Source organism: Geodermatophilus sp. SYSU D00779 (genome assembly GCF_054050595.1).
Genome location: NZ_JBJGZQ010000033.1, coordinates 1 through 21,006, shown reverse-complemented (window position 1 = coordinate 21,006; position 21,006 = coordinate 1). Strand labels below are relative to the sequence as shown.

The 21,006-nt window shown below is 71.8% G+C and carries 18 protein-coding genes, 1 tRNA gene and 1 riboswitch; of the genes, 12 read left to right on the top strand and 7 right to left on the bottom strand.

All coding sequences use genetic code 11. From position 1 onward, the window contains the following. Positions 1-33 precede the first annotated feature (33 nt). The 5 genes from ACI79G_RS21645 to ACI79G_RS21625 are packed head-to-tail and all read left to right on the top strand — an operon-like array spanning position 34 to position 5,665. Positions 34-1,020 carry a carbohydrate ABC transporter permease gene (locus ACI79G_RS21645; protein WP_456883109.1) on the top strand — a complete coding sequence of 329 codons (987 nt, stop codon included), beginning with the start codon at positions 34-36 and terminating at the stop codon, positions 1,018-1,020. Further along, positions 1,017-1,910, top strand: a complete 894-nt coding sequence (locus tag ACI79G_RS21640; protein ID WP_091223836.1) for a carbohydrate ABC transporter permease — start codon at positions 1,017-1,019, stop codon at positions 1,908-1,910. The genes ACI79G_RS21645 and ACI79G_RS21640 overlap by 4 nt, the downstream gene beginning before the upstream one ends. Then, the gene (locus tag ACI79G_RS21635; protein ID WP_456883108.1) at positions 1,907-2,977 is read left to right on the top strand and encodes an NAD(P)-dependent alcohol dehydrogenase; all 1,071 of its coding nucleotides are present in this window, start codon (positions 1,907-1,909) and stop codon (positions 2,975-2,977) included. The genes ACI79G_RS21640 and ACI79G_RS21635 overlap by 4 nt, the downstream gene beginning before the upstream one ends. Before the next feature lie 38 nt (positions 2,978-3,015). Then, positions 3,016-4,128: an ABC transporter ATP-binding protein gene (locus ACI79G_RS21630; RefSeq protein ID WP_456883107.1), complete on the top strand. Its 1,113-nt coding sequence runs from the start codon at positions 3,016-3,018 to the stop codon at positions 4,126-4,128. A gap of 22 nt (positions 4,129-4,150) precedes the next feature. Beyond that, positions 4,151-5,665 carry a mannitol dehydrogenase family protein gene (locus ACI79G_RS21625; protein ID WP_456883106.1) on the top strand — a complete coding sequence of 505 codons (1,515 nt, stop codon included), beginning with the start codon at positions 4,151-4,153 and terminating at the stop codon, positions 5,663-5,665. Positions 5,666-5,708: 43 nt separating this feature from the next. Here the strand turns inward: ACI79G_RS21625 and ACI79G_RS21620 are convergent, their stop codons facing one another. The 4 genes from ACI79G_RS21620 to ACI79G_RS21605 all read right to left on the bottom strand — a co-directional run bounded on the left by ACI79G_RS21620 (position 5,709) and on the right by ACI79G_RS21605 (position 8,216). After that, positions 5,709-6,431: a DUF5602 domain-containing protein gene (locus ACI79G_RS21620; RefSeq protein ID WP_456883105.1), complete on the bottom strand. Its 723-nt coding sequence runs from the start codon at positions 6,429-6,431 to the stop codon at positions 5,709-5,711. 603 nt (positions 6,432-7,034) lie between these two features. After that, positions 7,035-7,250, bottom strand: a complete 216-nt coding sequence (locus ACI79G_RS21615) for a hypothetical protein (RefSeq protein ID WP_456883104.1) — start codon at positions 7,248-7,250, stop codon at positions 7,035-7,037. A 320-nt stretch (positions 7,251-7,570) separates the two neighbouring features. Beyond that, positions 7,571-7,966: a type II toxin-antitoxin system VapC family toxin gene (locus tag ACI79G_RS21610; protein WP_456883103.1), complete on the bottom strand. Its 396-nt coding sequence runs from the start codon at positions 7,964-7,966 to the stop codon at positions 7,571-7,573. Between the two features lie 19 nt (positions 7,967-7,985). Further along, positions 7,986-8,216, bottom strand: coding sequence for a FitA-like ribbon-helix-helix domain-containing protein (locus ACI79G_RS21605; protein WP_456883102.1), 231 nt, complete (start codon positions 8,214-8,216; stop codon positions 7,986-7,988). Between the two features lie 2 nt (positions 8,217-8,218). Between ACI79G_RS21605 and ACI79G_RS21600 the strand changes: the two genes are divergently transcribed. The 4 genes from ACI79G_RS21600 to ACI79G_RS21585 all read left to right on the top strand — a co-directional run bounded on the left by ACI79G_RS21600 (position 8,219) and on the right by ACI79G_RS21585 (position 14,587). Beyond that, entirely contained in the window at positions 8,219-8,647 is a 429-nt protein-coding gene (locus ACI79G_RS21600) for a tyrosine-type recombinase/integrase (protein WP_456883101.1), read from the top strand. A 541-nt stretch (positions 8,648-9,188) separates the two neighbouring features. Next, positions 9,189-11,501: a hypothetical protein gene (locus ACI79G_RS21595; RefSeq protein ID WP_456883100.1), complete on the top strand. Its 2,313-nt coding sequence runs from the start codon at positions 9,189-9,191 to the stop codon at positions 11,499-11,501. Between the two features lie 516 nt (positions 11,502-12,017). Next, entirely contained in the window at positions 12,018-13,247 is a 1,230-nt protein-coding gene (locus tag ACI79G_RS21590) for an FAD-binding protein (protein ID WP_456883099.1), read from the top strand. Positions 13,248-13,486: 239 nt separating this feature from the next. Next, a complete protein-coding gene (locus tag ACI79G_RS21585; RefSeq protein ID WP_456883098.1) occupies positions 13,487-14,587 on the top strand; it encodes a methyltransferase in 1,101 nt (366 codons plus the stop codon). 64 nt (positions 14,588-14,651) lie between these two features. Here ACI79G_RS21585 and ACI79G_RS21580 read toward each other — a convergent pair. Then, a tRNA-Ile gene (locus ACI79G_RS21580) sits at positions 14,652-14,725 on the bottom strand. 33 nt (positions 14,726-14,758) lie between these two features. Next, entirely contained in the window at positions 14,759-15,859 is a 1,101-nt protein-coding gene (pstS, locus tag ACI79G_RS21575) for a phosphate ABC transporter substrate-binding protein PstS (protein ID WP_456883097.1), read from the bottom strand. A gap of 465 nt (positions 15,860-16,324) precedes the next feature. Continuing rightward, a riboswitch (cyclic di-AMP (ydaO/yuaA leader) is annotated at positions 16,325-16,475 on the top strand. A gap of 11 nt (positions 16,476-16,486) precedes the next feature. On the opposite strand from pstS, the gene ACI79G_RS21570 reads away from it, so the two are divergent. Beyond that, on the top strand, positions 16,487-17,707 hold the full coding sequence (locus ACI79G_RS21570) for a peptidoglycan DD-metalloendopeptidase family protein (RefSeq protein ID WP_456883096.1): 1,221 nt from the start codon (positions 16,487-16,489) through the stop codon (positions 17,705-17,707). Between the two features lie 73 nt (positions 17,708-17,780). Here ACI79G_RS21570 and ACI79G_RS21565 read toward each other — a convergent pair whose 3' ends face one another. Beyond that, positions 17,781-18,680, bottom strand: a complete 900-nt coding sequence (locus ACI79G_RS21565) for a maleylpyruvate isomerase N-terminal domain-containing protein (protein ID WP_456883095.1) — start codon at positions 18,678-18,680, stop codon at positions 17,781-17,783. A gap of 122 nt (positions 18,681-18,802) precedes the next feature. Here ACI79G_RS21565 and ACI79G_RS21560 point away from each other — a divergent pair, with 122 nt between their 5' ends. Further along, entirely contained in the window at positions 18,803-19,915 is a 1,113-nt protein-coding gene (locus tag ACI79G_RS21560; RefSeq protein WP_456883094.1) for a diguanylate cyclase domain-containing protein, read from the top strand. Between the two features lie 364 nt (positions 19,916-20,279). Then, a complete protein-coding gene (locus ACI79G_RS21555) occupies positions 20,280-20,780 on the top strand; it encodes a DUF3145 domain-containing protein (RefSeq protein ID WP_091223883.1) in 501 nt (166 codons plus the stop codon). The last annotated feature ends 226 nt before the right edge of the window (positions 20,781-21,006 follow it).

Genomic DNA, 21,006 nt, shown 5'->3' with positions numbered 1-21,006 from the left:
GCCGGCAGGACGATCCCAGGGGGAGGCAGCGGGATGAGCACCGCTCTCGAGACCAGCCGCGGGCGCGGTCAGCAACCGCCGACACCGCCGCCGGCACCGCCCTCGCCCTCGCCGGGCGGAGCGCTCCGCCGGTCCGCCGACTGGGCCCGCCGGGCGCCGCTGCTGCCCGCGCTGGTCTTCACGATCGTCGTCACCCAGCTGCCGTTCGTGGTCACGTTGATCGTCTCGTTCATGGACTGGAACGCGTACTACCCGGACGAGCGCGGCTTCGCCGGGTTCGGCAACTACGCGAGCGTGTTGACCGACGTCAACATGCGCCAGGCGATCGTCACCACGGTCATCCTGACCGCGGTCGTCGTCCTGGTCAGCCTGCTGCTGGGGATGGTGATCGCGCTGCTGCTGGACCGGCAGTTCCGCGGCCGGGGCGTGGTGCGCACCATGATGATCACGCCGTTCCTCATCGTCCCGGTGGCCGCCGCGCTGCTGTGGAAGCACGCGCTTTTCAACCCCGAGTACGGGCTGCTCAACGGGACGCTCACCGCGATCTGGCGGCTGTTCGGCTCCGACGACGCGCCGCAGCCGGACTGGATCACCGCGGCGCCGCTGGTCTCGGTCGAGGTCGCCCTCATCTGGCAGTGGACGCCGTTCATGATGCTGATCCTGCTGGCCGGCCTGCAGAGCCGGCCGCTGGACGTCATCGAGGCCGCGCGGATCGACGGCGCGAGCAGCTGGCAGATCTTCCGCTACATGACCTTCCCGCACCTGCGCCGCTACCTGGAGCTGGGCGCGCTGCTGGGGTCGATCTACATCGTGCAGAACTTCGACGCGGTCTTCACGATCACCTCGGGCGGCCTGGGCACGGCGAACCTCCCGTACGTGATCTACCAGACCTTCTACCAGGCCCACGACTACGGCCGGGCCTCGGCAGCCGGCGTCGTCGTCGTCATCGGCACGATCGTCATCGCCACGCTGGCGCTGCGGACGGTGTCGACGCTGTTCCAGGAGGAGAACGCGCGATGAGCTCCGTCACCGACGTCGCACCGGTCGCCGCCACCCGCACGCCCGAGGGCCGGCCCCGTCGGCCGCGCAAGCCGCGGTCCGGTGCCCTGCTGGGGCTCGCCGCCTGGTTGATCGGCTTCCTGTTCGTCGTGCCCGTGCTGTGGATGGTGCTGACCTCGTTCCACAGCGAGGAGGCCGCGGCCACCAACCCGCCCTCGCTGTTCGCACCGCTGACCGTCGCCGGCTACCGGGAGTTCTTCGGCGTCGGCACCGGCACCAGCCCCTGGCCCTCGCTGCTCAACTCGCTGACCGCCAGCGTGGTCTCGACGATCATCGTGCTGCTGCTGGCCATCCCGGCCGCCTACGCGCTGTCGATCAGGCCGGTGCGCAAGTGGACCGACGTGATGTTCTTCTTCCTGTCCACCCGCATGCTGCCGATCGTCGCCGGGTTGCTCCCCATCTACCTGTTCGCCCAGTGGAGCGGTCTGCTGGACAACATCTGGCTGCTGATCGTCCTGTACACGGCCATGAACCTGCCGATCGCGGTCTGGATGATGCGCTCGTTCCTCGCCGAGGTCCCGGTCGAGATCCTCGAGGCGGCCTCGATGGACGGCGCGGGGCTGCTGCTGACCCTCCGCCAGGTGGTGGCGCCCATCGTCCTGCCCGGCATCGCCGCCACCTCGCTGATCTGCTTCATCTTCAGCTGGAACGAGCTGCTGCTGGCCCGGACCCTGACCGGCACCGTGGCCGGCACCGCGCCGGTCTACCTGACCGGCTTCGTCACCAGCCAGGGGCTCTTCCTCGCGCAGGTCTGCGCGGCCGCGTTCGTGGTGTCGCTGCCGGTGCTCGTCGCCGGCTTCGCCGCCCAGGACAAGCTGGTCCAGGGGCTCTCGCTCGGAGCGGTCAAGTGAGCGTCGCGACCGGGACGGTGCCGGGGACCGGCGACCTCGGTCCGGCGGCCACGATGCGGGCCTCGGTCCTGCGCGGCCCCGGGGACGTGGTCGTGGAGGAGCGGGCCGTCCCGCAGCCGGGGCCCGGTGAGGTGGTCGTCCGCGTCTCCTCGGTCGGGGTCTGCGGATCGGACACGCACTACTACGACCACGGGCGCATCGGCCGGTTCGTCGTCGAGTCCCCGCTCGTGCTGGGGCACGAGGCGGCGGGGGAGGTGGCCGCCCTCGGCCCCGGCGTCACCACGCTGTCGGTCGGGCAGCGGGTGTCGGTCGAGCCGGGGGTGCCGGACCTGACCTGCCCGCAGTGCCTGGCCGGGCGCTACAACCTCTGCCCGAACATGCGTTTCTTCGCGACCCCGCCGATCGACGGCGCCTTCGCCGAGTACGTCGTCGTCCACGCGGCCTTCGCCCACCCGGTGCCCGAGACGATCAGCGACGACGCCGCCGCACTGCTGGAACCCCTGTCGGTCGGCATCTGGGCCTGCCGCAGGGGCCGGGTCGGCGCCGGCTCCCGGGTGCTGGTCACCGGCGCCGGACCGATCGGCCTGGTGAGCGTCCAGGCGGCGCTGGCCTTCGGCGCCACCGAGGTCGTGGTGTCCGACGTCAACCCCGCCCGGCTGGCCCTGGCCCGTGACCTCGGGGCCACCGAGGTCGTCGACGCCCGGACCTCGCGCCTCACCGACCTGCCGCGCCTGCCCGAGGTGCTGCTCGAGTGCTCGGGGCACCCGGCCGCGACCGCTGACGCGATCCGCGCTCTCGACCGCGCGGGCCGGGCGGTGCTCGTCGGCATGGGCGGGGACGAGCTGGCCCTGCCGCTGTCGGTGGTGCAGGAGCGCGAGCTCGAGGTGACCGGCACCTTCCGCTACGCCGGGACCTGGCCGACGGCGATCGCGCTGGTCGCCGCCGGGCGGATCGACCTCGACCGCCTGGTCACCGGCACCTACCGCCTGGACCAGGCCGAGGACGCGCTGACGGCCGGTCGCCGCGACCCGCGGTCGGTGAAGGTCGTCGTCCACCCCCAGACCTGACGTCCCCCTGACCTCTGGCTCCAGCGAGGAGAGATCCCATGGCCTCCGTCACCTACGACCGGGCGACCCGCATCTACCCGGGCGCGGAGAAGCCCGCGGTCGACGCCCTCGACCTCGAGATCGCCGACGGCGAGTTCCTCGTCCTGGTCGGCCCCTCCGGCTGCGGCAAGTCGACCAGTCTCCGGATGCTCGCCGGTCTGGAGGACGTCGACGACGGGGCGATCCGCATCGGGGACCGCGACGTCACGCACCTGAAGTCCAAGGACCGGGACATCGCCATGGTGTTCCAGAGCTACGCGCTGTACCCGCACATGACCGTCGCGGACAACATGGGCTTCGCGCTCAAGATCGCCGGGGTGGGCAAGGACGAGATCGCCCAGCGCGTCCGGGAGGCGGCGAAGATCCTCGACCTCGAGACCTTCCTGGACCGCAAGCCCAAGGCCCTCTCCGGCGGCCAGCGCCAGCGCGTCGCCATGGGCCGGGCGATCGTGCGCTCGCCGCAGGTGTTCCTCATGGACGAGCCGCTGTCCAACCTCGACGCCAAGCTGCGGGTGCAGACCCGCACGCAGATCGCCGCGCTGCAGCGCCGGCTCGGGACCACGACGGTCTACGTCACCCACGACCAGGTCGAGGCGATGACGATGGGGGACCGCGTGGCGGTGCTGCGGGCCGGCGTCCTCGAGCAGTGCGACACGCCCCTGCGGCTCTACCAGGAGCCGGCCAACGTCTTCGTCGCCGGGTTCATCGGGTCCCCCGGCATGAACATCGCGGAGTTCCGGCTGGACGACGGGCACGCGGTGCTCGGGCGGGCGCGCCTGCCGCTGCCCACCACGGCCCTGAGCGCGCTGTCGGCGGAGGGGGCCGACCGCGTCGTCGTCGGCTTCCGGCCGGAGGCCCTCGACCTCGCCACGGAGGGCGACGCCGGCGCCTTCCCCGTGGACGTCGGGGTGGTGGAGGAGCTCGGCTCCGACGCGTTCCTGCACGGGACGCTGCCCGAGCTCCGCGAGCGCTCGGGCCCGCTCGCCGACAGCATCGTCGCGCGGGTCGACCCCGCCCGGCCGCCCGCGAAGGGGGAGCGGGTCCACCTGCGCATCCAGCCGGGCAAGGAGCACCTCTTCTCCCCGTCGACCGGGCGCCGGATCACGGCCTGAGAGCCGGGCAGGAGGACCAGCCGTGCAACAGCTCAGCACCGCGACCCTGGCGTCCCTCGGCGGCTCGCTGCCCGTGCCGTCCTACGACCGGTCCTCGGTGCGGACCGGGATCGTGCACCTGGGGGTGGGCGCGTTCCACCGGTCGCACCAGGCCATGTACCTCGACCGGCTCATGGAGGAGGGCAAGGCGCGGGACTGGGGCATCTGCGGTGTCGGCGTCCTGCCGTCCGACCGGCGGATGGCGGAGGTGATGGCAGCCCAGGACTGCCTCTACACCCTCGTCGTCAAGCACCCCGACGGCGCCATGGAGCCGCGGGTCGTGGGATCGGTCGTCGAGTACCTCCTCGCCCCCGACGACCCCGAGGCGGTCGTCGAGAAGATGGCGGCCGGGACGACCCGGATCGTGTCGCTGACGGTCACCGAGGGCGGCTACAACATCGCCGCGATCACCGGTGAGTTCGACGCGACCCATCCCGACGTCGTCTCCGACCTCCGGCCGGGCGCTGCGCTGCGGACGTCGTTCGGTCTGGTCACCGAGGCGCTGGTGCGCCGGCGCGACCGTGGGCTGGCCCCGTTCACCGTGGTGTCCTGCGACAACATCCAGCACAACGGGGACGTCGCCCGCCGCAGTTTCGCCGCCTTCGCCCGGCTGCGGGACCCGGAGCTGGGCGCGTGGGTCGAGCGGGAGGTGCCGTTCCCGAACTCCATGGTCGACCGGATCACCCCCGCGACCACGGACGACGACCGGGCCGAGGTGGCCCGGCGGTTCGGTGTCGACGACGGGTGGCCGGTGGTCTGCGAGCCGTTCACCCAGTGGGTCCTCGAGGACCGGTTCGGCCTCGGCCGCCCGCCGCTGGAGGACGCCGGCGTCCAGGTCGTCGACGACGTCGACCCCTACGAGCGGATGAAGCTGAGGCTGCTCAACGCCAGCCACCAGGGGCTGGCCTACCTCGGCCGCCTCGCCGGCTACCGCCTGGTCCACGACGCGGCGCAGGACCCGTTGTTCCAGGCGTTCCTGCTCGGCTACATGGAGGAGGAGGCGACCCCGACCCTGCTCCCGGTCCCCGGCATCGACCTCGACGACTACCGGCGGGAGCTCATCGCCCGCTTCTCGAACCCGCACATCCGCGACACCCTCGCGCGGCTGGCCTTCGACGGCTCCGAGCGGCTGACGAAGTGGCTGCTGCCGGTCGTCCGGGACAACCTCGCCGCCGGTGGTGAGGTGCGCCGGTCGGCCGCGGTCGTCGCCGGCTGGGCACGGTACTCCGAGGGCGTGGACGAGCAGGACGAGCCGATCGAGATCGCCGACCGCAGGCGGGAGTCGCTCCGGGCCGCCGCCCTCCGCCAGCGAGAGGACCCGCTCGCCTTCATCGCCGACCGGGAGCTGTTCGGGGACCTGGTCGACGACGAGCGGTTCACCGGGCCCTACCTCGCGGCGCTGACCTCGCTGTACGAGCGCGGGGCCCGGGCCACCCTCGAGGCGTTGGTCGACCGGGGGCGGACGCCGTCGAGCGCGCTGGGCGGCACCGGGTCCTGACGCCGGGGTCCGTCGCCGTCCGCCGGCGAGGTGGCGGTCGGGACTACGACGCGGTGCGGGCCGTCATGCCGGCCAGCGAGACGACGTAGTCCCCGGTCTGCTCGTCGACGTCGATGGCGTAGGTGGTCGGGTAGTAGGCGGTCTTCTGGAACGCCTGGGGCTGCTTGAGCGGCTGTTCCACGTCGGGCCCGCTCATGAGGAACTCCGTGGTGATCATGGGCTCGTAGAAGGTGTGGCGGCCGTCCCAGCTGCCGTTGAGGAGGATGTGCTGGAAGTCGTAGGTGCCCGGGACCAGGCTGGTGTCGCTGGCGTCGAACCAGTGCACGCCCATGCCGGGTACGGCCTGTGCCGCGACGGGCACGTCCGGCGCGACCGCGTAGTCCGCTGGCATGTACCTGGCCTCAGGCAGGTGTTCGGCCTTGGCGGCGTAGTCGGGGTCGGCCGGGTCGATGGCGTGCATCGTCGCCATGTCGACCATGTCGAAGTGGATGTCGAAGTGCGGCTTGCCGAACAACTCGACGGGGTCGTGCCCCTGGGGGTTCCAGTTGAGCATGACGTGGTCGAACGCGGTGGTGGCCGCCTGGTCGGGGAAGTCGAGCATCAGCATGGTCCCCGACTGGGGCAGTCCCTCCAGGGCGGTGCTCGACAGTCGCACGCCGACCTCGGTGGGTCGCCCGTCGCCGTCCAGGGTGACGTAGGTCCTGGCGTCCCCGTTCCCGAGCCCCTGGGAGGGGCCGACGACCGTGTCGCTGGCGCTGGCCGGCACGGGGGTGTCGGACCGTGCGCTCTCGGCGCGGCAACCGGTGAGGACGGACAGGGCGGAACAGGTGACCGCGGCAGTCAGTACCGCGTCCCGGAGGTGTCGTTGGACGCGCATGGTCCTTCCCTTTCCTGAGGGCGACTCAGACGGAGGGACCCGCGGCATCGCGCCGGCTCGGAGGAGACCCCGGAGCACGTGAGGTGGCCTCGGGGAGCCGGCGGTGGGCCGGTCGTCGACACGCCTGATCGCCCGGTGTTCGGGTGATCCACTCGCCGGCACGCTAGGGATGGGACGTCACTGCGGCATCACGGGTGCATCACCGCCGTGGGCGAGGAGGAACCGCAGAGGGGGCGTGCCCCTCGCTGCACCGACCGTCGGTGACCGACCCCTGGCACCGATCCGGCATCTCGCCCATGAGCGGTGGAGGCGGGACCTGTCCACCACCGGCCCACCCCGCCCGATCGGCGTGGTCGGGGACCGGGAGGAGTGGCTGTCACCCATCGATCGCACGGGGGATCCGCAGGGCGCTGCGCCGGATCGGGCGGGTGGGAACGACACCTCGCTCGACGGGATGGTCCGCCGTGACTCCCAGCCGGTGGGCTGGGCCGGTCAGGCGGCCGGGTCGAGCCTCGGCTCGGGCCGGCGGGCGGCGCCGGTCACCAGGGTGAGGACCGAGGCGGTGGGCCCGACGGCTCCCCTGACGGCGATCTGGCGGCCGAGGTGCCACGCGGTGCAGTCCGCGCAGTAGGCCATCCACCGGTGCATGCCGTGCCGGGGGCAGGGCGTGTCGGCGGCGGGAGTGGTGTGCAGGACGACGCTGGTCATCACGGGGCTCCCCTCAGGTCAGGGGTCCTGGTCTCGTCGGATCGGTCGGCACCGAGCGTGGGGGCTGGGCCTGGCACCGGGCTGTCACGCCGGTGTCAGGCAGGCGGTCGACATGTCAGCGCACCGCCACGAGCGGGCGACCGGCGCCGATGTCGGCGAGGCGCTGAGAAGGCCCTGCTGGGCACCGTGCCCTCGCCGGGGAGGAGCGGAGGACCACACACCACGAGTCCGGCCAGTCGTGCTCGGGATGCTCGCCCCCGGGGCGGACCGGTGCGGCGTGAGTACGGGATCCTCGACCGGCGTTCCGTGCGGGAAGGGCCTCAGCGCAGGACGCGGATGGCGCACCGAGGGCCAGGAGCGGTGGCCAGCCGGCCGTCCGCCGTGACCAGTTCGCAGTCCAGCCGCTCGGCCAGGGCCACGTAACAGGCGTCGTAGGCGCTGACGTTGGCCCGCAACTCAAGGGCGCGCCGCACCAGTCGAAGCGTCGGCACCCGCTCGAAACGCAACTGCTGCAGATGCCCGACGGCGGCCTCGAAACGCTGGTCGGTCAGGGTGCGACCCAGCCAGCGCTTGCGCAGCACCGACACGGTCTCGACGTCGACCAGATCCGGCGCGGTGACCTGGTCGGCGGCGCGCAGTTCACCGCGGGCGGCCTCCCCGTCTGCCTGGTCGTCAGCGAGGGCGTTGGCCAGGATGGAGGCGTCGACGACGATCACCGTGCGCTCACGTGGACGGTCAGCGCAGTGAGCGTTCTTCGTCCAGGTCGGCCACGGCCGCCCGCAGGCCGACGCGACCGCCGTGCTGGGCCTCGACCTCGTCGAGGACCTCGCTGATCGAGCGTTGCTCGGCGAGGTGGCGCAGCTCGACAGCAAGGTACTGCTGCAGCGACTGGTGGCGGCGCTCGGCTTTGCGCTGCAGAGCGGCGTGGACGTCCTCAGGGACATCGCGAACGAGAACATGCGGCATGCTTGCATAATGCTTTCATCGGCTGGTCGCCGCAAGGAATTGGCGTCTCGGTCGGTGGTTTAGACCTCCGCGACGACCGGCGTGAAGTCGACCCAGAACTGACCCGGGATGCACGGCTGCGTGGGGTGGTGAATGAGATCTCGTTCTTCGACCCGGCAGCCAAGGCGGCCGGGCTCGAGGACCTCAGCCCGTACGACCTCAGGCACACCGCCGCGAGCCTGCTGCTGGCCACCGGCGCGAACGTCAAGGCGGTTCAGCGGATGCTCGGCCACGCCTCCGCGGCCATGACTCTCGACGTCAACTCCGGGCTCTTCGACGACGATCTCGGCGCGCTGGTCGAACGCATGGACGCCGCCCCACGGGGCCTCTGTCACCAGTCGTCACGGTGCATAGTGTGGGCGCCGTGTGGGCACGGAGCCCTGTCACCATGATCGACGATCAAGGTCCGAACCGCTGACCTGCGCTTATACCGGTGGGGCGGGTGGGGCTCGAACCCGCAACCCAGGGATCATGAATGCACGCGCCGTGTGCTGTACTCAGCTGGCAAGACGCAGGTCACGTGCGAGCGTAAGGCGTCGAATACCCGGGTCTTCGGCGGACGCCTCGCGAAGGAGCCGAGGAATGGCGACGGCAGACCGAGGCGTGCCTGTCCCGGCTCGGGTCGTACTCGACGACGTACTCGGCGGCACCCCTTGCATGGTCTCAAGTCCCAAGGAATGTTGACCGGCTCACCGCTCGGATCCAGCCCCAAGCGGCGGTGGACCGAGGGGCGCAGACGTCCGGTGACGGTCCGGTGACGAGGGCGTGACGCAGTAACCCTAGCGTCGCCAGCGGCGCGGCAACCACACCATGCGATCCGGCGGAGCCGAGTGGTGAGAACGCATGAGCTCGAGTCCTCCTGAATCGGTCCCCAGTGGTCCTCCCGAGCAGACCCATGCTGGTCCGCGCCGGCGACTCACCGTGTGGCGCCGCGTGCCCGGTCCGGTGTGGGCAGCCGCCGTCCTCTTCGGAGCGGTCGGTCTGTTCGCCTCCTGGGTGGGCCTGCTCGACGTCCTGTCCGCCGCCACCCTGCAGTACAAGCTGGTGGGACTCGCGTTCGCCGTAGCCGGGCTGGCTCTGTTCACGGGGAGTGCGGTCCTCCTGCGGAAGCGGTGGCGGCGTACACACGGGCGCATCGCGGCAGTCGCCGCAGGCGTCGCCGGAGCGCTCGTCGGCATCTACCTGCTGGTGATGCAGTACCGAGCACCCGGCCTAGCTCCGAGTCGGCTGCCACCGTTTCCGGCATGGGTGCCGTGGGTCGGCCTCGTGGTCGCGTCGGTGGTGGGGGCCGTTCTCGGGTGGTGGAGCACCCGTAAGTACGTCGATTCCCAGGTGCAATGGACGGCGCTGGGTGCCCGCCTGGCCGCCGGGGGACTCTCCGTCACGGTGCTGTTCGCCGGAGTGCAGTGGTGGTACACGCAGCAGTACCAGCCCGGCACGATCGCGGCGGCACTGACGGTCACGACCGATCTGAAACCGGCGACGAGTGAGAGCAACACGTCCGACCCGCATCAGTACGAGGGGACCATCAGGGTCCGGAACGACAGCCCCGCGAAGGTCCAGATCGTCGCCTCCCTGTACCAGGTCACGAAGGTTACGCAGACCGCTCGGCCCGAGATCCCAGGTATCAACGCTGTGGACGAGGAGCGGCAGGCGGTCGCCTGCTTCCTTGAGGAACTAGCGCCCGTCACGGACCCGGAGTGCGACGAGCCCCGCATTCGGAAGTACGGCGGCTTCAGCGCCGGCGACCCGCAGGCGCAGGACGACTGGTCGATCTCCCGCACCGGTCAGTTGGCCGCCGTGCAGACGCTCCAGCTGGGCCAGGTCGTCGGAGACCGCTCGTGGCTCGAGCCCAAGGAGGAGTTTCAGACCAACGTGCTCGTCCACGTCCCAGAGGAGGAGCAGGCGGGGGCCAGCGGACCCTCCGCCCTCAACACTCTGGAGATGTCGGCGTGGTTTGCCGTCGCCCAGGGATCACGACTCGTGCTCGAACCAGTTCCGAGCCACTCGCCCGAGATGGTGTCGCAGGCCCTCATGAGCAACGAGGAGTACCGCGACTACACGCAAGCGCAGAAGGACGTCCAGACCCCTGAGAGGGAGGCAAGAGACTGCCCCAGCGGTGCTGGCGAGGTGACGCAGGAGACCGAGGAAATGAGCGTTGGTGATCGGGAAGCGCTCCTGCAGGAGCTCGCCGTGTCCAAGCCTCTGGACGAAAGCTCCCTCGACGTGTGCGAGCCGGTGCAGACGCCACGGATGTACCCGCACCGTTACACCGTGACCGAGTGGGAGGTCGAGGACCTGAGCACCGTCCACCGACTCGTCGCGGGCTCCCAGGTCGTCAATTCCATTCAGGTGCTGAGCATGCGGACCTACGACCCACTGGCACCAGCTGCAGTGCTCCCGGACCCGACGCTGTCGGCTCTCATGGAATACGAGTCCGGTGGCATGGCCACGTGCATCAGTCCCGCCGGCACCTTGTCGGGCCAGGAGGACGACTCGGAGATCCGTCGCGACCCGACCGCCGTGTGCCCGGGAACCTGGTACTCCCTCCTGGACGAAAACGGTGGCGTGGCGAACGACTATGAGCGCCAGTACCAGGGGATGGTCGACTACCGCGAGGAGATGGCGGACTACTACGGGCTCGTCCAAACCGGAGCGGGAGACGTGCTGTCACTGACGACTGCGGACGAGGCCGCTGCGGCCACGATGCCGGCCTCGGACTACTTCCATCCGGTGACCAGTCAAGCGTTCGAGCGGTGTGAACCCGCGCTGGAGTGGGCTGACACGCTCATGGGCTTCTACGTCGACGACCCGCAGGGAGCGAACGACATGAAGGGAGCATTCCTCCGGCATTACGCCGAGATGCGGAGTTCTGACGATGACGACGTGCCCAACGGGCCGACCCTTGAGGACGGCGTGGCGCTGACTGACCACTTCGACGTGTACTTCGACTTCACGGACGCTGTGCTTGCCGACTGCAGCGGCATCGAGGTGCCCGAGGAGACTCCGGCGGCTGCCTGCACCGAGGCCGCCGACGCCAGACTCAGCGCTCTCAGGTACGCGCGGGACCTGGGCGAGGCGATGAGAGCGCACCTGTCGATCATGCAGCAGCTGGAGCGCAAGGAGATCACTGCGCAGGAGGCCGGTGTGCAAGGGAAGCCCTCGCTCGACGGCGGGACCGCCGCGACTAGCGGGTTCGACCAGGCCGTGGCGAAGGCCCAGGAATGGGTGGCCAGCTGCCGTTGAGAGTCCGAATACGGGACAGGAAGCGGACGGGTCGCCCTCGCCAATGCAGCTTTGACCTGGAAACACCGGTGGGGCGGGTGGGGCTCGAACCCACGACCCAGGGATTATGAGTGTTCACGCAATGTGCGCTGTGCTCACTTGCATGGACGCAGGTCGCACGCGAGCGCAAGGCGTCGAATACCCGGGTCTCACGCGGACTGCTCAACCGACCTCCACCCGCTCAGGCCACATGATCGTCGGAGTGCCGGATGTAGTGACCCGTGGCGGTCAGTGAGCTCGTGGCGCTGGCCGCGAGCCATGGACGCCCTGGTCCTGACCTCCTAGCCTGGAACCCCATCTCGGCAGCCGAAGCAGTCCGAGCATCTGGCCTGAGGTGCGTCGGCGCAGCCCCGTGCAATGCGTCGAAAGGACGGCGCGCTCATGACGATCTCACTTCCTCAGCTTGAGGGATGCCTCGTCACGGACGAGGCATCCCTCACTGCCTGCGCCCGCGACTACGGCCGCGTGGTGCACCGCATGCCCTCGGTGGTGCTCCGGCCGGCCACGGTGCGCGACGTGGTGGAGGCGCTGCGGTACTGCGGCGACCAGGCGCTTCCGGTCGCCGCGCGGGGTCAGGGGCACAGCACCGCCGGACAGGCCCAGGTAGAGAGCGGGCTGGTCATCGACATGTCCACGCTGCACGGCATCGGTTCCATCCAGGACGGTGTGGTGCGGGTGGAGGGCGGCGCGACGTGGAGGCAGGTGCTGAGCAGGACCGTTCCGCTCGGCTGGTCGCCGCTGGTCCTGACCGGCTACACCGGACTGTCGGTCGGCGGCACGCTGTCGATGGGCGGCATCGGCGCGGCCAGTTTCCGGCACGGTCCCCAGGTGGACAACGTCCTCGCGCTGCAGGTGGTCACCGGTGAGGGGGAAGTCGTGACCTGCTCGCCCAGCGAGCGACCGGAGCTGTTCTCCGCCGTCCTGGGCGGTGTTGGCCAGTACGGGGTGATCGTGGAGGCCACGCTGGCGCTCATGCCAGTCGCCCCCCGGGCCCGCTACCACCTGCTCGGGTACGACGACGCGGACGCCTTCTTCGCCGATCTGCGGACGCTCACCACCCGGGACCGGGTCGACGGGCTCTACGGGCAGGTCCTGCCGGGTGCTCAGGGAGGCTGGTCGTACCTCCTGCACGCGGTCGAGTTCTTTTCATCGACGTCCAGCGACTCAGCACTGCTGGCCGGGCTGCGCAGCGCCCCTGGGGCCCGCACCGTCATGGAGCTGGACACGTCTTCCTTTTTCACCGTCGTCGACGAGCAACTCGAGGCCCTCGGACTGACCCACCTACCGCGGGTGTGGAGAGACGTGTTCCTCCCCGGCTCCCGCATCGAGGCCTTCGTCGCTGACGCGCTGGCCGAGCTGACCGCGGAAGAGCTCGGGCCAGCCGGCTTCGTGCTGCTGTTCCCGATTGACAACGCCGCGCGGCCCCACGCCCTGCGCCTGCCCAAGGAGGAACAGGTCCTCCTGTTCGACATCTGCACCTCCGGTTCGCCGGAGGACCCGGGCTACGTGCCGACCCAACTGGACAAGGCCCGCGCGATGTACGAGCGAGCCCGCGCGCTGGGAGGAACGCTCTACCCCATCGGCAGCACGCCGATGACCAGGGAGGACTGGCGGACCCACCACGGGCCGGGCTACCAGGCCCTGCGCACGGTCAAGGAGAACTACGACCCGGCTAACATCCTGACGCCAGGAGCCGGAATGTTCTGAGCGGAAATTTCGTGATGGCGTTGAACAGCACGCTGAATCGAGCCATATTGCAAGAGCCGGCCGAGGTCCCGCGGCTGGTGGACTGCACCGCGGCGCGGCTGGAGGCTCTGTCGTGCTGCGGGGAAAGCCGATGAGATCGGCGCCCCGCATTTCCACCACCAGCCATCGCTCGGAAGTACCGCTCGGGCCGCCGCGGCTCAGGTCTACGACGGGCACACAGCGGTGAAGGATCCCTAGTTATGACCCAGCCGGAATCGGATCCGTCCCCACCGACCGTCAAGGCGGGCCTGGTTGACCTGTCGGAATCCGCCGTCAGTGACCGCCAGGCCCTGGAGGACAACAAGGCGATTCTCGCGGTGGTGGGGATGCTGCGCGGGCAACGGCTCGCACGTGCGGTCGAGACGGCCGCGGAGCTCGGCCTCGCCGACCTGGTAGCGGATGGTCCGCGGTCCATCGACGATCTCGCCGAGGCCACGGGCAGCCACGCCCCGTCTCTCTATCGTCTGCTGCGGGCCCTCGCCGCCCACGGTATGTTCGAGGAGCTTGAGGAGCAGCGCTTCGCGCAAACTCCGCGATCGGCCACGCTCGCCTCGACCCATCCCGAATCCCTGCGCGACACCGCTCGCATGTTCGGGTCCGAGTGGGAGTGGCGTTCCTGGGGAGCCTTTCCGCACAGCATCCGCACGGGGCGGCCCGCGTTCGACGCGGTCTACGGGATGTCGCTGTGGCAGTACTTCAACGACGTCGACCCCGCGGCCGGAGCTGTCTTCGACGCGGCCATGACCAGCGTCTCCAGCCGCCTCACGCCGGCAATTGTGGCGGCCTATGACTTCTCCGTGTGCTCCACGCTGGTCGACGTCGGCGGCGGCCACGGGCACCTGCTCGCCGCTGTGCTGCAAGCGAACCCGCGGCTGCACGGCGTGCTCTTCGACCGGCCCTCCACCGTGGCCGCGCTGCACGATGACCTGCGCGCGCCGGATGTGGCAGATCGCGTCGAGGTGATTGCCGGTTCTTTCTTCGACCGCATTCCTCCCGGTGCCGATGCCTACCTTGTCAAGTTCGTGCTGCACGACTGGGATGACGAGTCGGCCAGGCAGATCCTGTCTCGGCTGCGTGAAGCGGTCCCCACCCACGGACGACTGCTCGTTGTGGAGTTCGTCCTCTCTCGGGCGACGGACCTCGCCGCCGCCACGCTTCTGGATCTTGAGATGCTCGTCGACCAGGTGGGTCGGGAACGCTCCGAGGACGAGTTTCGTACGCTTCTCGCCAGCGCCGGATTCGAGCTGACCCACGTCGTGCCGGCCGGACCCGTTTGCATCCTGGAAGCGCGGACCGGCTGACGACCTCGTACATGTGGAGCAGGAGCTGCTGTCTGATCCAAACCTGCAGGTTATGCGCAATACGTGGGGCGGGTGGGGCTCGAACCCACGACCCAGGGATTATGAGTCCCATGCTCTGACCGGCTGAGCTACCGCCCCGCGGTGTCCAGCCTGCCAGATGCGCGGACCGTCTCAGGACGCGGTGGTGATGGCGTCGATCGCCGTCCGGGCCTGCTCGCGCAGCGCCTCGGAGATCGGCGCGGAGCCGGCCACCTCGGCGGCCGCGGCCTGGCCCTCCTGGCTCGTCACGTACGTCATGAAGTCCGCGACCAGGTCGGCGGTCAGCTGGTCCTCGTACGCGATGCAGCCCAGGTGGTAGCTGACCAGGACGATCGGGTAGCGGCCCGACTCGGCCGTCGTCCGCTCGAGCTCCAGGGCGAAGTCGTACGGACCACGGCCCGGCAGCGGCTCGGACCCCTCCACGACGGCGGCCGCGGCCTCGGGCGTCGGCGCGACGAACCCGCCGCCGACGCCGATGCGGGCCACCCCGAGGTCGCCGGCCTGGGAGAGGTCGGCGTAGCCGATGGTCCCCTGCCCGCCGGCGACGGCGGCCACCACGCCGGAGTTGCCCTGGGCCGACTCGCCGCCCTCCACGGGCCACTCGCCGTCGGGCTCGAAGGGCCAGGCCCCGGGTGCTGCGGCGGCCAGGTACTCGGTGAAGTTCTCCGTCGTCCCGGACTCGTCGGACCGGTTCACCGGGGTGATCGGCAGGGCGGGCAGCGCGACGCCGGGGTTGTCCGCGGCGATCGCGGGGTCGTCCCAGCGGGTGATCTGCCGGGCGAAGACCCGGGCCAGGACCTCGGGGGAGAGGGCCAGCTCCGCCACCCCCGGGAGGTTGTAGACCGCTGCGATCGGTGAGATGTAGTTCGGCAGCTCGAACACCTCGCCGCCGCAGCGCTCCCGTGCCGCGACGAGCTCCTCCTCGTCGAGCGGCGCGTCCGAGCCGGCGAAGTCGATGCCACCGGCGACGAACTGCTCGCGGCCACCACCGGAGCCGACCGGGTCGTAGTCCACGGTGACGCCCGGCTGCACCGCCGAGTACCCCGCCGTCCACCCCTGCATCGCCGCCTGCTGGCTGCTCGCCCCGGCGCCCACGAGGGAGCCGCTGAGGTCGCCGGCGGCTTCCGTGCCCTGGCCGCGCTCGTTCGGGGGCACGTACTGCGACAGGGCCACCGCTGCACCGGCCACCACGGCGACCCCGACAGCAGCGGCGACCTTCCTCCGGGCCGACACCCGCGTCCTCCCGCCATCCGGCCCCGCGCTCCGCGCCGGGCGTCCGGACACGACCCTAGGCCTCGCTCCCGGCCCTCACCGATCAGCACCCGGAGGCGCCGCTACACGGGTTCCGCACCCAGCGAGGAGGGCTGTGGACGACGCCCGGGCGACGTCCACAGCCCCCCGATCGAGTGGTCCCGTGGGCGAGATCACACCGGACACGTGGTGTGCCGGCCGGTCCGGCCGGGAATCCGCGGGATCCCGGCGTTCCTGCTGGTCGCCTCGCGCGTCACACCTGCACCCCGGTCACCGTTCCGCGGTCGCGCGCTGACGCCGCGTAGTGGAGACGGCGCTCCGGTGGCAAGGCGGCGCCCCGGCTCCGTTACCCGATCGTGACCCGGGGCCCGGATCCGTGTAGGTTCCCCGACGGCCCTGCCGGGCTCAGCTCCTCGGGAACCGGGGGCCTCGGCACGGCCCCGCCGAACCGCCGACGTCCCGACCCGGGGCCGAGGCGGACCGGGGACCCACCGAACACCTGGGGTGAGTCCTGCATGCGCACGTGCTGCGCAGGCAGGTAGGGCGCCGTCCGGCCCGAACCCGTCAGCTAACTCGGTAGGCGGTCGCGAGGATGGGAGAACCGTCGCCTTGGCGACCCTGCACCGCCTGAACACCGTGGTCCGCTGCGCCACGTCGCCCAGCAGTCGCTCGCGCGCTCCGCGTCGGGCCGTCGTCGTCGCCGCCGCGGTGGTCGGGCTCCTGGCCGGCACGCCCGTCGTCGCCGGGGCCGCGCCCGCCCCCGCCGCCTCGGAGCAGGCCTCGCTCGAGGAGCAGGTCAAGGCCATCGAGGCGCAGGTCAAGGCCGCGGAGGAGCAGCTCCAGCGGATGACCATCGAGGCCGAGGCCGCCGCGGACGCCGCCCTCGTCGCCCGCGCCCAGCTGGCCCAGGGCCAGGCCGAGGCCGAGCGGACCGCCGCCGAGCTGGCCGCCGCCCAGGCCGACGTCGCCGGGGCCGAGGAGGACATCGCCCAGCTCGGCCGCGAGGCCTACATGGGCGCCGAGGAGCGCTACGGCGACCTCGAGCTCATCCTCGACGCGCAGAGCCCGACCGAGTTGCTGCAGCAGGCCGCCACCATGGAGCAGCTCGGTGACCACCGCGCCGACCGGCTGCAGGAGTTCCTCACCGTCCAGGCGCGGGTCGAGGAGGCCGACCGCGCCGCCCGGGCCGCCGTCGCGCAGCTCGGCGAGCTCGCCCGCAAGGCCGACGAGGCCGAGCGCGCGGCGAACGAGCACCTCGCCCGGGCCCAGGCCGACTACGACGCCCGCGCAGCGGAGAAGGCCCGCCTCGACGAGGAGCTCCGCCTGGCCGGCGAGCGGCTGCTCGCCGCGCAGGGCGCCGCCGACGCCGCGGCCGCGTGGAGCGCCCGCCAGGCCCAGCAGCAGCAGACGCTGGCCAGCGCCTCGGGCACGTCCGGCATGCCGACCGCCGGCCGGGTGACGTCCTGCTACGGCCCGCGCTGGGGGACCATGCACCAGGGCGTCGACATCGCCGCGCCCATCGGAACCCCGATCTACGTGCCCGAGGACGGCGTCGTCCTACAGGCCGGCGCGGCGAGCGGCTTCGGTCAGGCCGTGTACGTGCAGCACGGCGACGGGCAGATCACCCTCTACGGGCACGTGAACCAGTTCCACGTCGGCGCCGGTCAGGTCGTGGAGGCCGGGGACCACATCGCCGACGTCGGCAACAAGGGCCAGTCCACCGGGCCGCACCTGCACTTCGAGGTGCACCAGGGCGGGCTCTACGCCAGCCGGGTCAACCCGATGCCGTGGCTCCAGTCGCACGGCATCGCGCTGGGCGGCGCCTGCTGAAGCAGGACCCTGTTCGCCTCACCGGGGAAGGACCCCGTCCTCCCCACCCTCGGAGAAGGGCCCCGGAGGTCTCTCAGCGTCGTCCGCGCAGCCGGCCGAGCAGGCCGCCCACGCCCCCGAGGGTCTGCGCCGCCAGCGCCAGGATCGGGCCGCCGGGGATGCCCGGCGCCGACTGCACGATCGGCGCCAGGGCCAGCAGGCCGCCCAGCTCGTGCACCCGCAGCCGTCGCCGGGCCAGCGCCGCCACCGGGTTGACCCGGCCCGAGGCGGCCTCCAGGAGCAGGTCCGCCGGCGCCTCCACCGCGGTGCCCCGGACGTCGCCGGCGGGGGTCGGGCGCACCGTCCAGCCGGAGCCGTCGGCGGCGAAGGCCCAGCCGCCCTCCGGCGTCGCCAGCGTCGCGCCGCCGCTGACCCCCTCGCGGGCCGCCAGCGCGCCGGTCACGTCGGCCAGCGCGGCCAGCCCGGACTGCAGGACCGCGGGCGGGGGAGGGGTCGCGCCGCAGGGCACCAGGTCCAGGCCGTGCACCGCGAGCTCGTAGGCCTGCCCGAGGACGACGCTGAGCAGCGGCAGCCGGCCGACGACGGCCACCGCCGGTGCGGTGTCGAGTTCTGCCGGCTCCTCGGCGAGGTACCGGGCGGTGGCCTCCCCGTTCCGGCGCAGCGCGGCCAGCACCTCCTCCCGGGAGGCGTCCCGGTACGCGGCGGTCACCCGCGCGTTCGTGGCGTCGACGTCCGGCGGCGTCCCCACCCCGCCGGCCCGCGCCGAGGCGATCAGGTCGGGCAGCGCGGCGTGGTCGTCCCACAGGCCCAGGTGCACGCACACCTCGTGTGCGCGCCAGCCGGGCAGCCGGGTCGGCCGCCCGAGGTCGACCTCCGCCGCCTGCTCGAGGAAGGCGTCCCACGCGCCGAGCACCATCGGCCCGACGGCGTCGCGGCCGGCGTCGGCCATGCCCCGGTGCTGGGTCAGCTGCATGGCCGCCTCCTACCCCGGGGGGACGGCGGCAGGCGTGGCGTGGGTCTCGCCGCGGTCCGGTGAGCCACCCTCCGGGGATGAGGTCGGTCAAGGGGGAACCACCCCGCGTCGATGCCGGGGCCGTGGACGACAGGCCGGTCCCGGACCGCCGCTCTCCCCGTGGGAGCGGACGGCGCGGCCGCCTGGCCGTGCTGCGCACCGCGCTCTACCGGCAGCTGGCTGCCGACGACGACCGCGCCGCCTACTGGGTGCGCCACGTGCGCCTGGGCGTCTGGCTCACCGAGGTCAGTGCCCTGGCGGTGATCGGCTACGCGCTCCTGACCCCGGGCACCGCCACGCGCACCGTCGTCCTCCTGGCGCTCGCCGGCACCGCGGTCCTGGCGGCGCCGCTGCTGCTCATGCTCCCGGTGGCCGCGATGGTCCGTGACCGCCGCGGCAGCCTGCTCTTCTACGGCTGGAGCCTCGCGGTCACCGGGCTGGTCACCGCCGGCACCCGGGTGGACGGCGGGGCGCGCAGCCCGCTGTACGCGCTGCTGTTCATCACCCTCGGCTTCCTGGCGGTGGCCTACCCGCCATGGGGCGTCGTCGCCGTGGGCGCCGTGATGACCGGGGCCTACCTGGTCTGCGTGGCCGGCGGTGACCTGGACTCCTCGGGGTCCTTCATCGCGGTCGTCATGGCCGCCTACACGGTGCTCTGCGCGATGGCCTCGGCCAACCAGTGGGAGTCCTACGAGCGGCAGCAGCTGCTGCTGCGCACGTCCGCCGTGCTGGCGGCCACCGATCCGCTGACCGGCTGCCTCAACCGCCGCGCCTTCCTCGACCGGCTGGACCGCGCGGCGGCCGGCGCCGGCGAGGGGTGGGTGGTCTGCCTGGTCGACCTGGACGGCTTCAAGGGCGTCAACGACCGCAGCGGCCACGCCGCCGGGGACGCCGTCCTGCGGGCGGTCACGGCCGCGCTGAACGGCGTGGTGCGCGGGACCGACACGGTGGCCCGGCTCGGCGGCGACGAGTTCGCCGTCCTCGCGGAGGTGGACCCCGGCGGGAGTCAGGCCCTGGCCGTCCGGTTGCGGGACGCCGTGGCCCGGATCGGTGCCGGCGCCGGCGTGACCGCGAGCGTCGGCGTCACCGACGTCCGGCCCGGTGACGAGGGGCACGAAGTCCTCGGCCGCGCCGACCAGGCCATGTACCGGGCCAAGGGCGCCGGCGGCAACCGGGTCACCGCGCTCGGCTCCTGAACCGACGCGGGTCGCGCCCGCGGGTCGCAGCTACCGAGCGTGAGCGGATTCCGGCACGTCCCCGTTCGTACCGTGACCTCCTGTGGACCCGCGGGGGAGATCCTGTGGACGGCATGTGGGGTGCCGGTGGATCGGGGATTCCCGGCCGCAACCCGCCAGTACGCCACTGACCAGCACGTAGGTGCCGAGCGCAGAACCGTCCCGTCACACCGGACGCAACTGTCCCGCCCGCACTGGCGCGATCGGGTGACCATCGTGCACACTGTCACCAGGACCCCGGGTCCGAGATCGTCGAACACAGCCTGTCACCGAATCGATCGTCCGTTGGGGAAGACGAGACCGATCGAGTCGATGGAGGTGCCCCGTGCAGCGACGGTCTACCCAGGGTGTCGTCTTCGTGCACGCGTGCCCGAAGGCGCTCTGCCAGCACGTCGAGTGGGCGCTCGAGCGCGTCATCGGCGCGCCGGTCTCCCTGTCGTGGGCCGACCAGCCCGCGGCGCACGGTGCCTACCGTGCCGAGGTCGCCTGGACCGGTGCTCCCGGTACGGGCGCCAAGCTGGTCGCTGCGCTCCGCGCGTGGCCGATGCTGCGCTTCGAGGTCACCGAAGAGGCCAGCTACGGAAACGACGGTGAGCGCATGTCGTACGTGCCCGGCCACGGCGTCTTCCGCGCACCCACGAGCGCCAACGGTGACCTCGTCGTCAGCGAGCAGCAGCTGCGCAACCTCGCGGCCAACGCCACGTCCATCGAGGCGTTCCGGCACGGCGTCGACGAACTGCTCGGCGCCGCCTGGGACGCCGACCTCGAGGTCTACCGGCACGCCGGCGACGGCAGCCCGGTCACCTGGCTGCACCAGGTGGTCTAGGCCCCGCTGCAGGGGGTCCTGTATCACGAACCGGCCACGACGGGGCGGCGCCCCCGCACCTCTCGTCGTAGGCTCAGACCGGTCGTCCGGACGTCGTCGGGGAAGCGGCGTCCGGACGGCCAGCACCTGCTCCACGACCGGGCCCGGGCCCGCCGCGGCGGAGGCGGGCCCGGGCGGGGGGGGTCCCCGCGGGCGGTTGGCGTGGGGCCCCCGGCGCGCGCGCCCC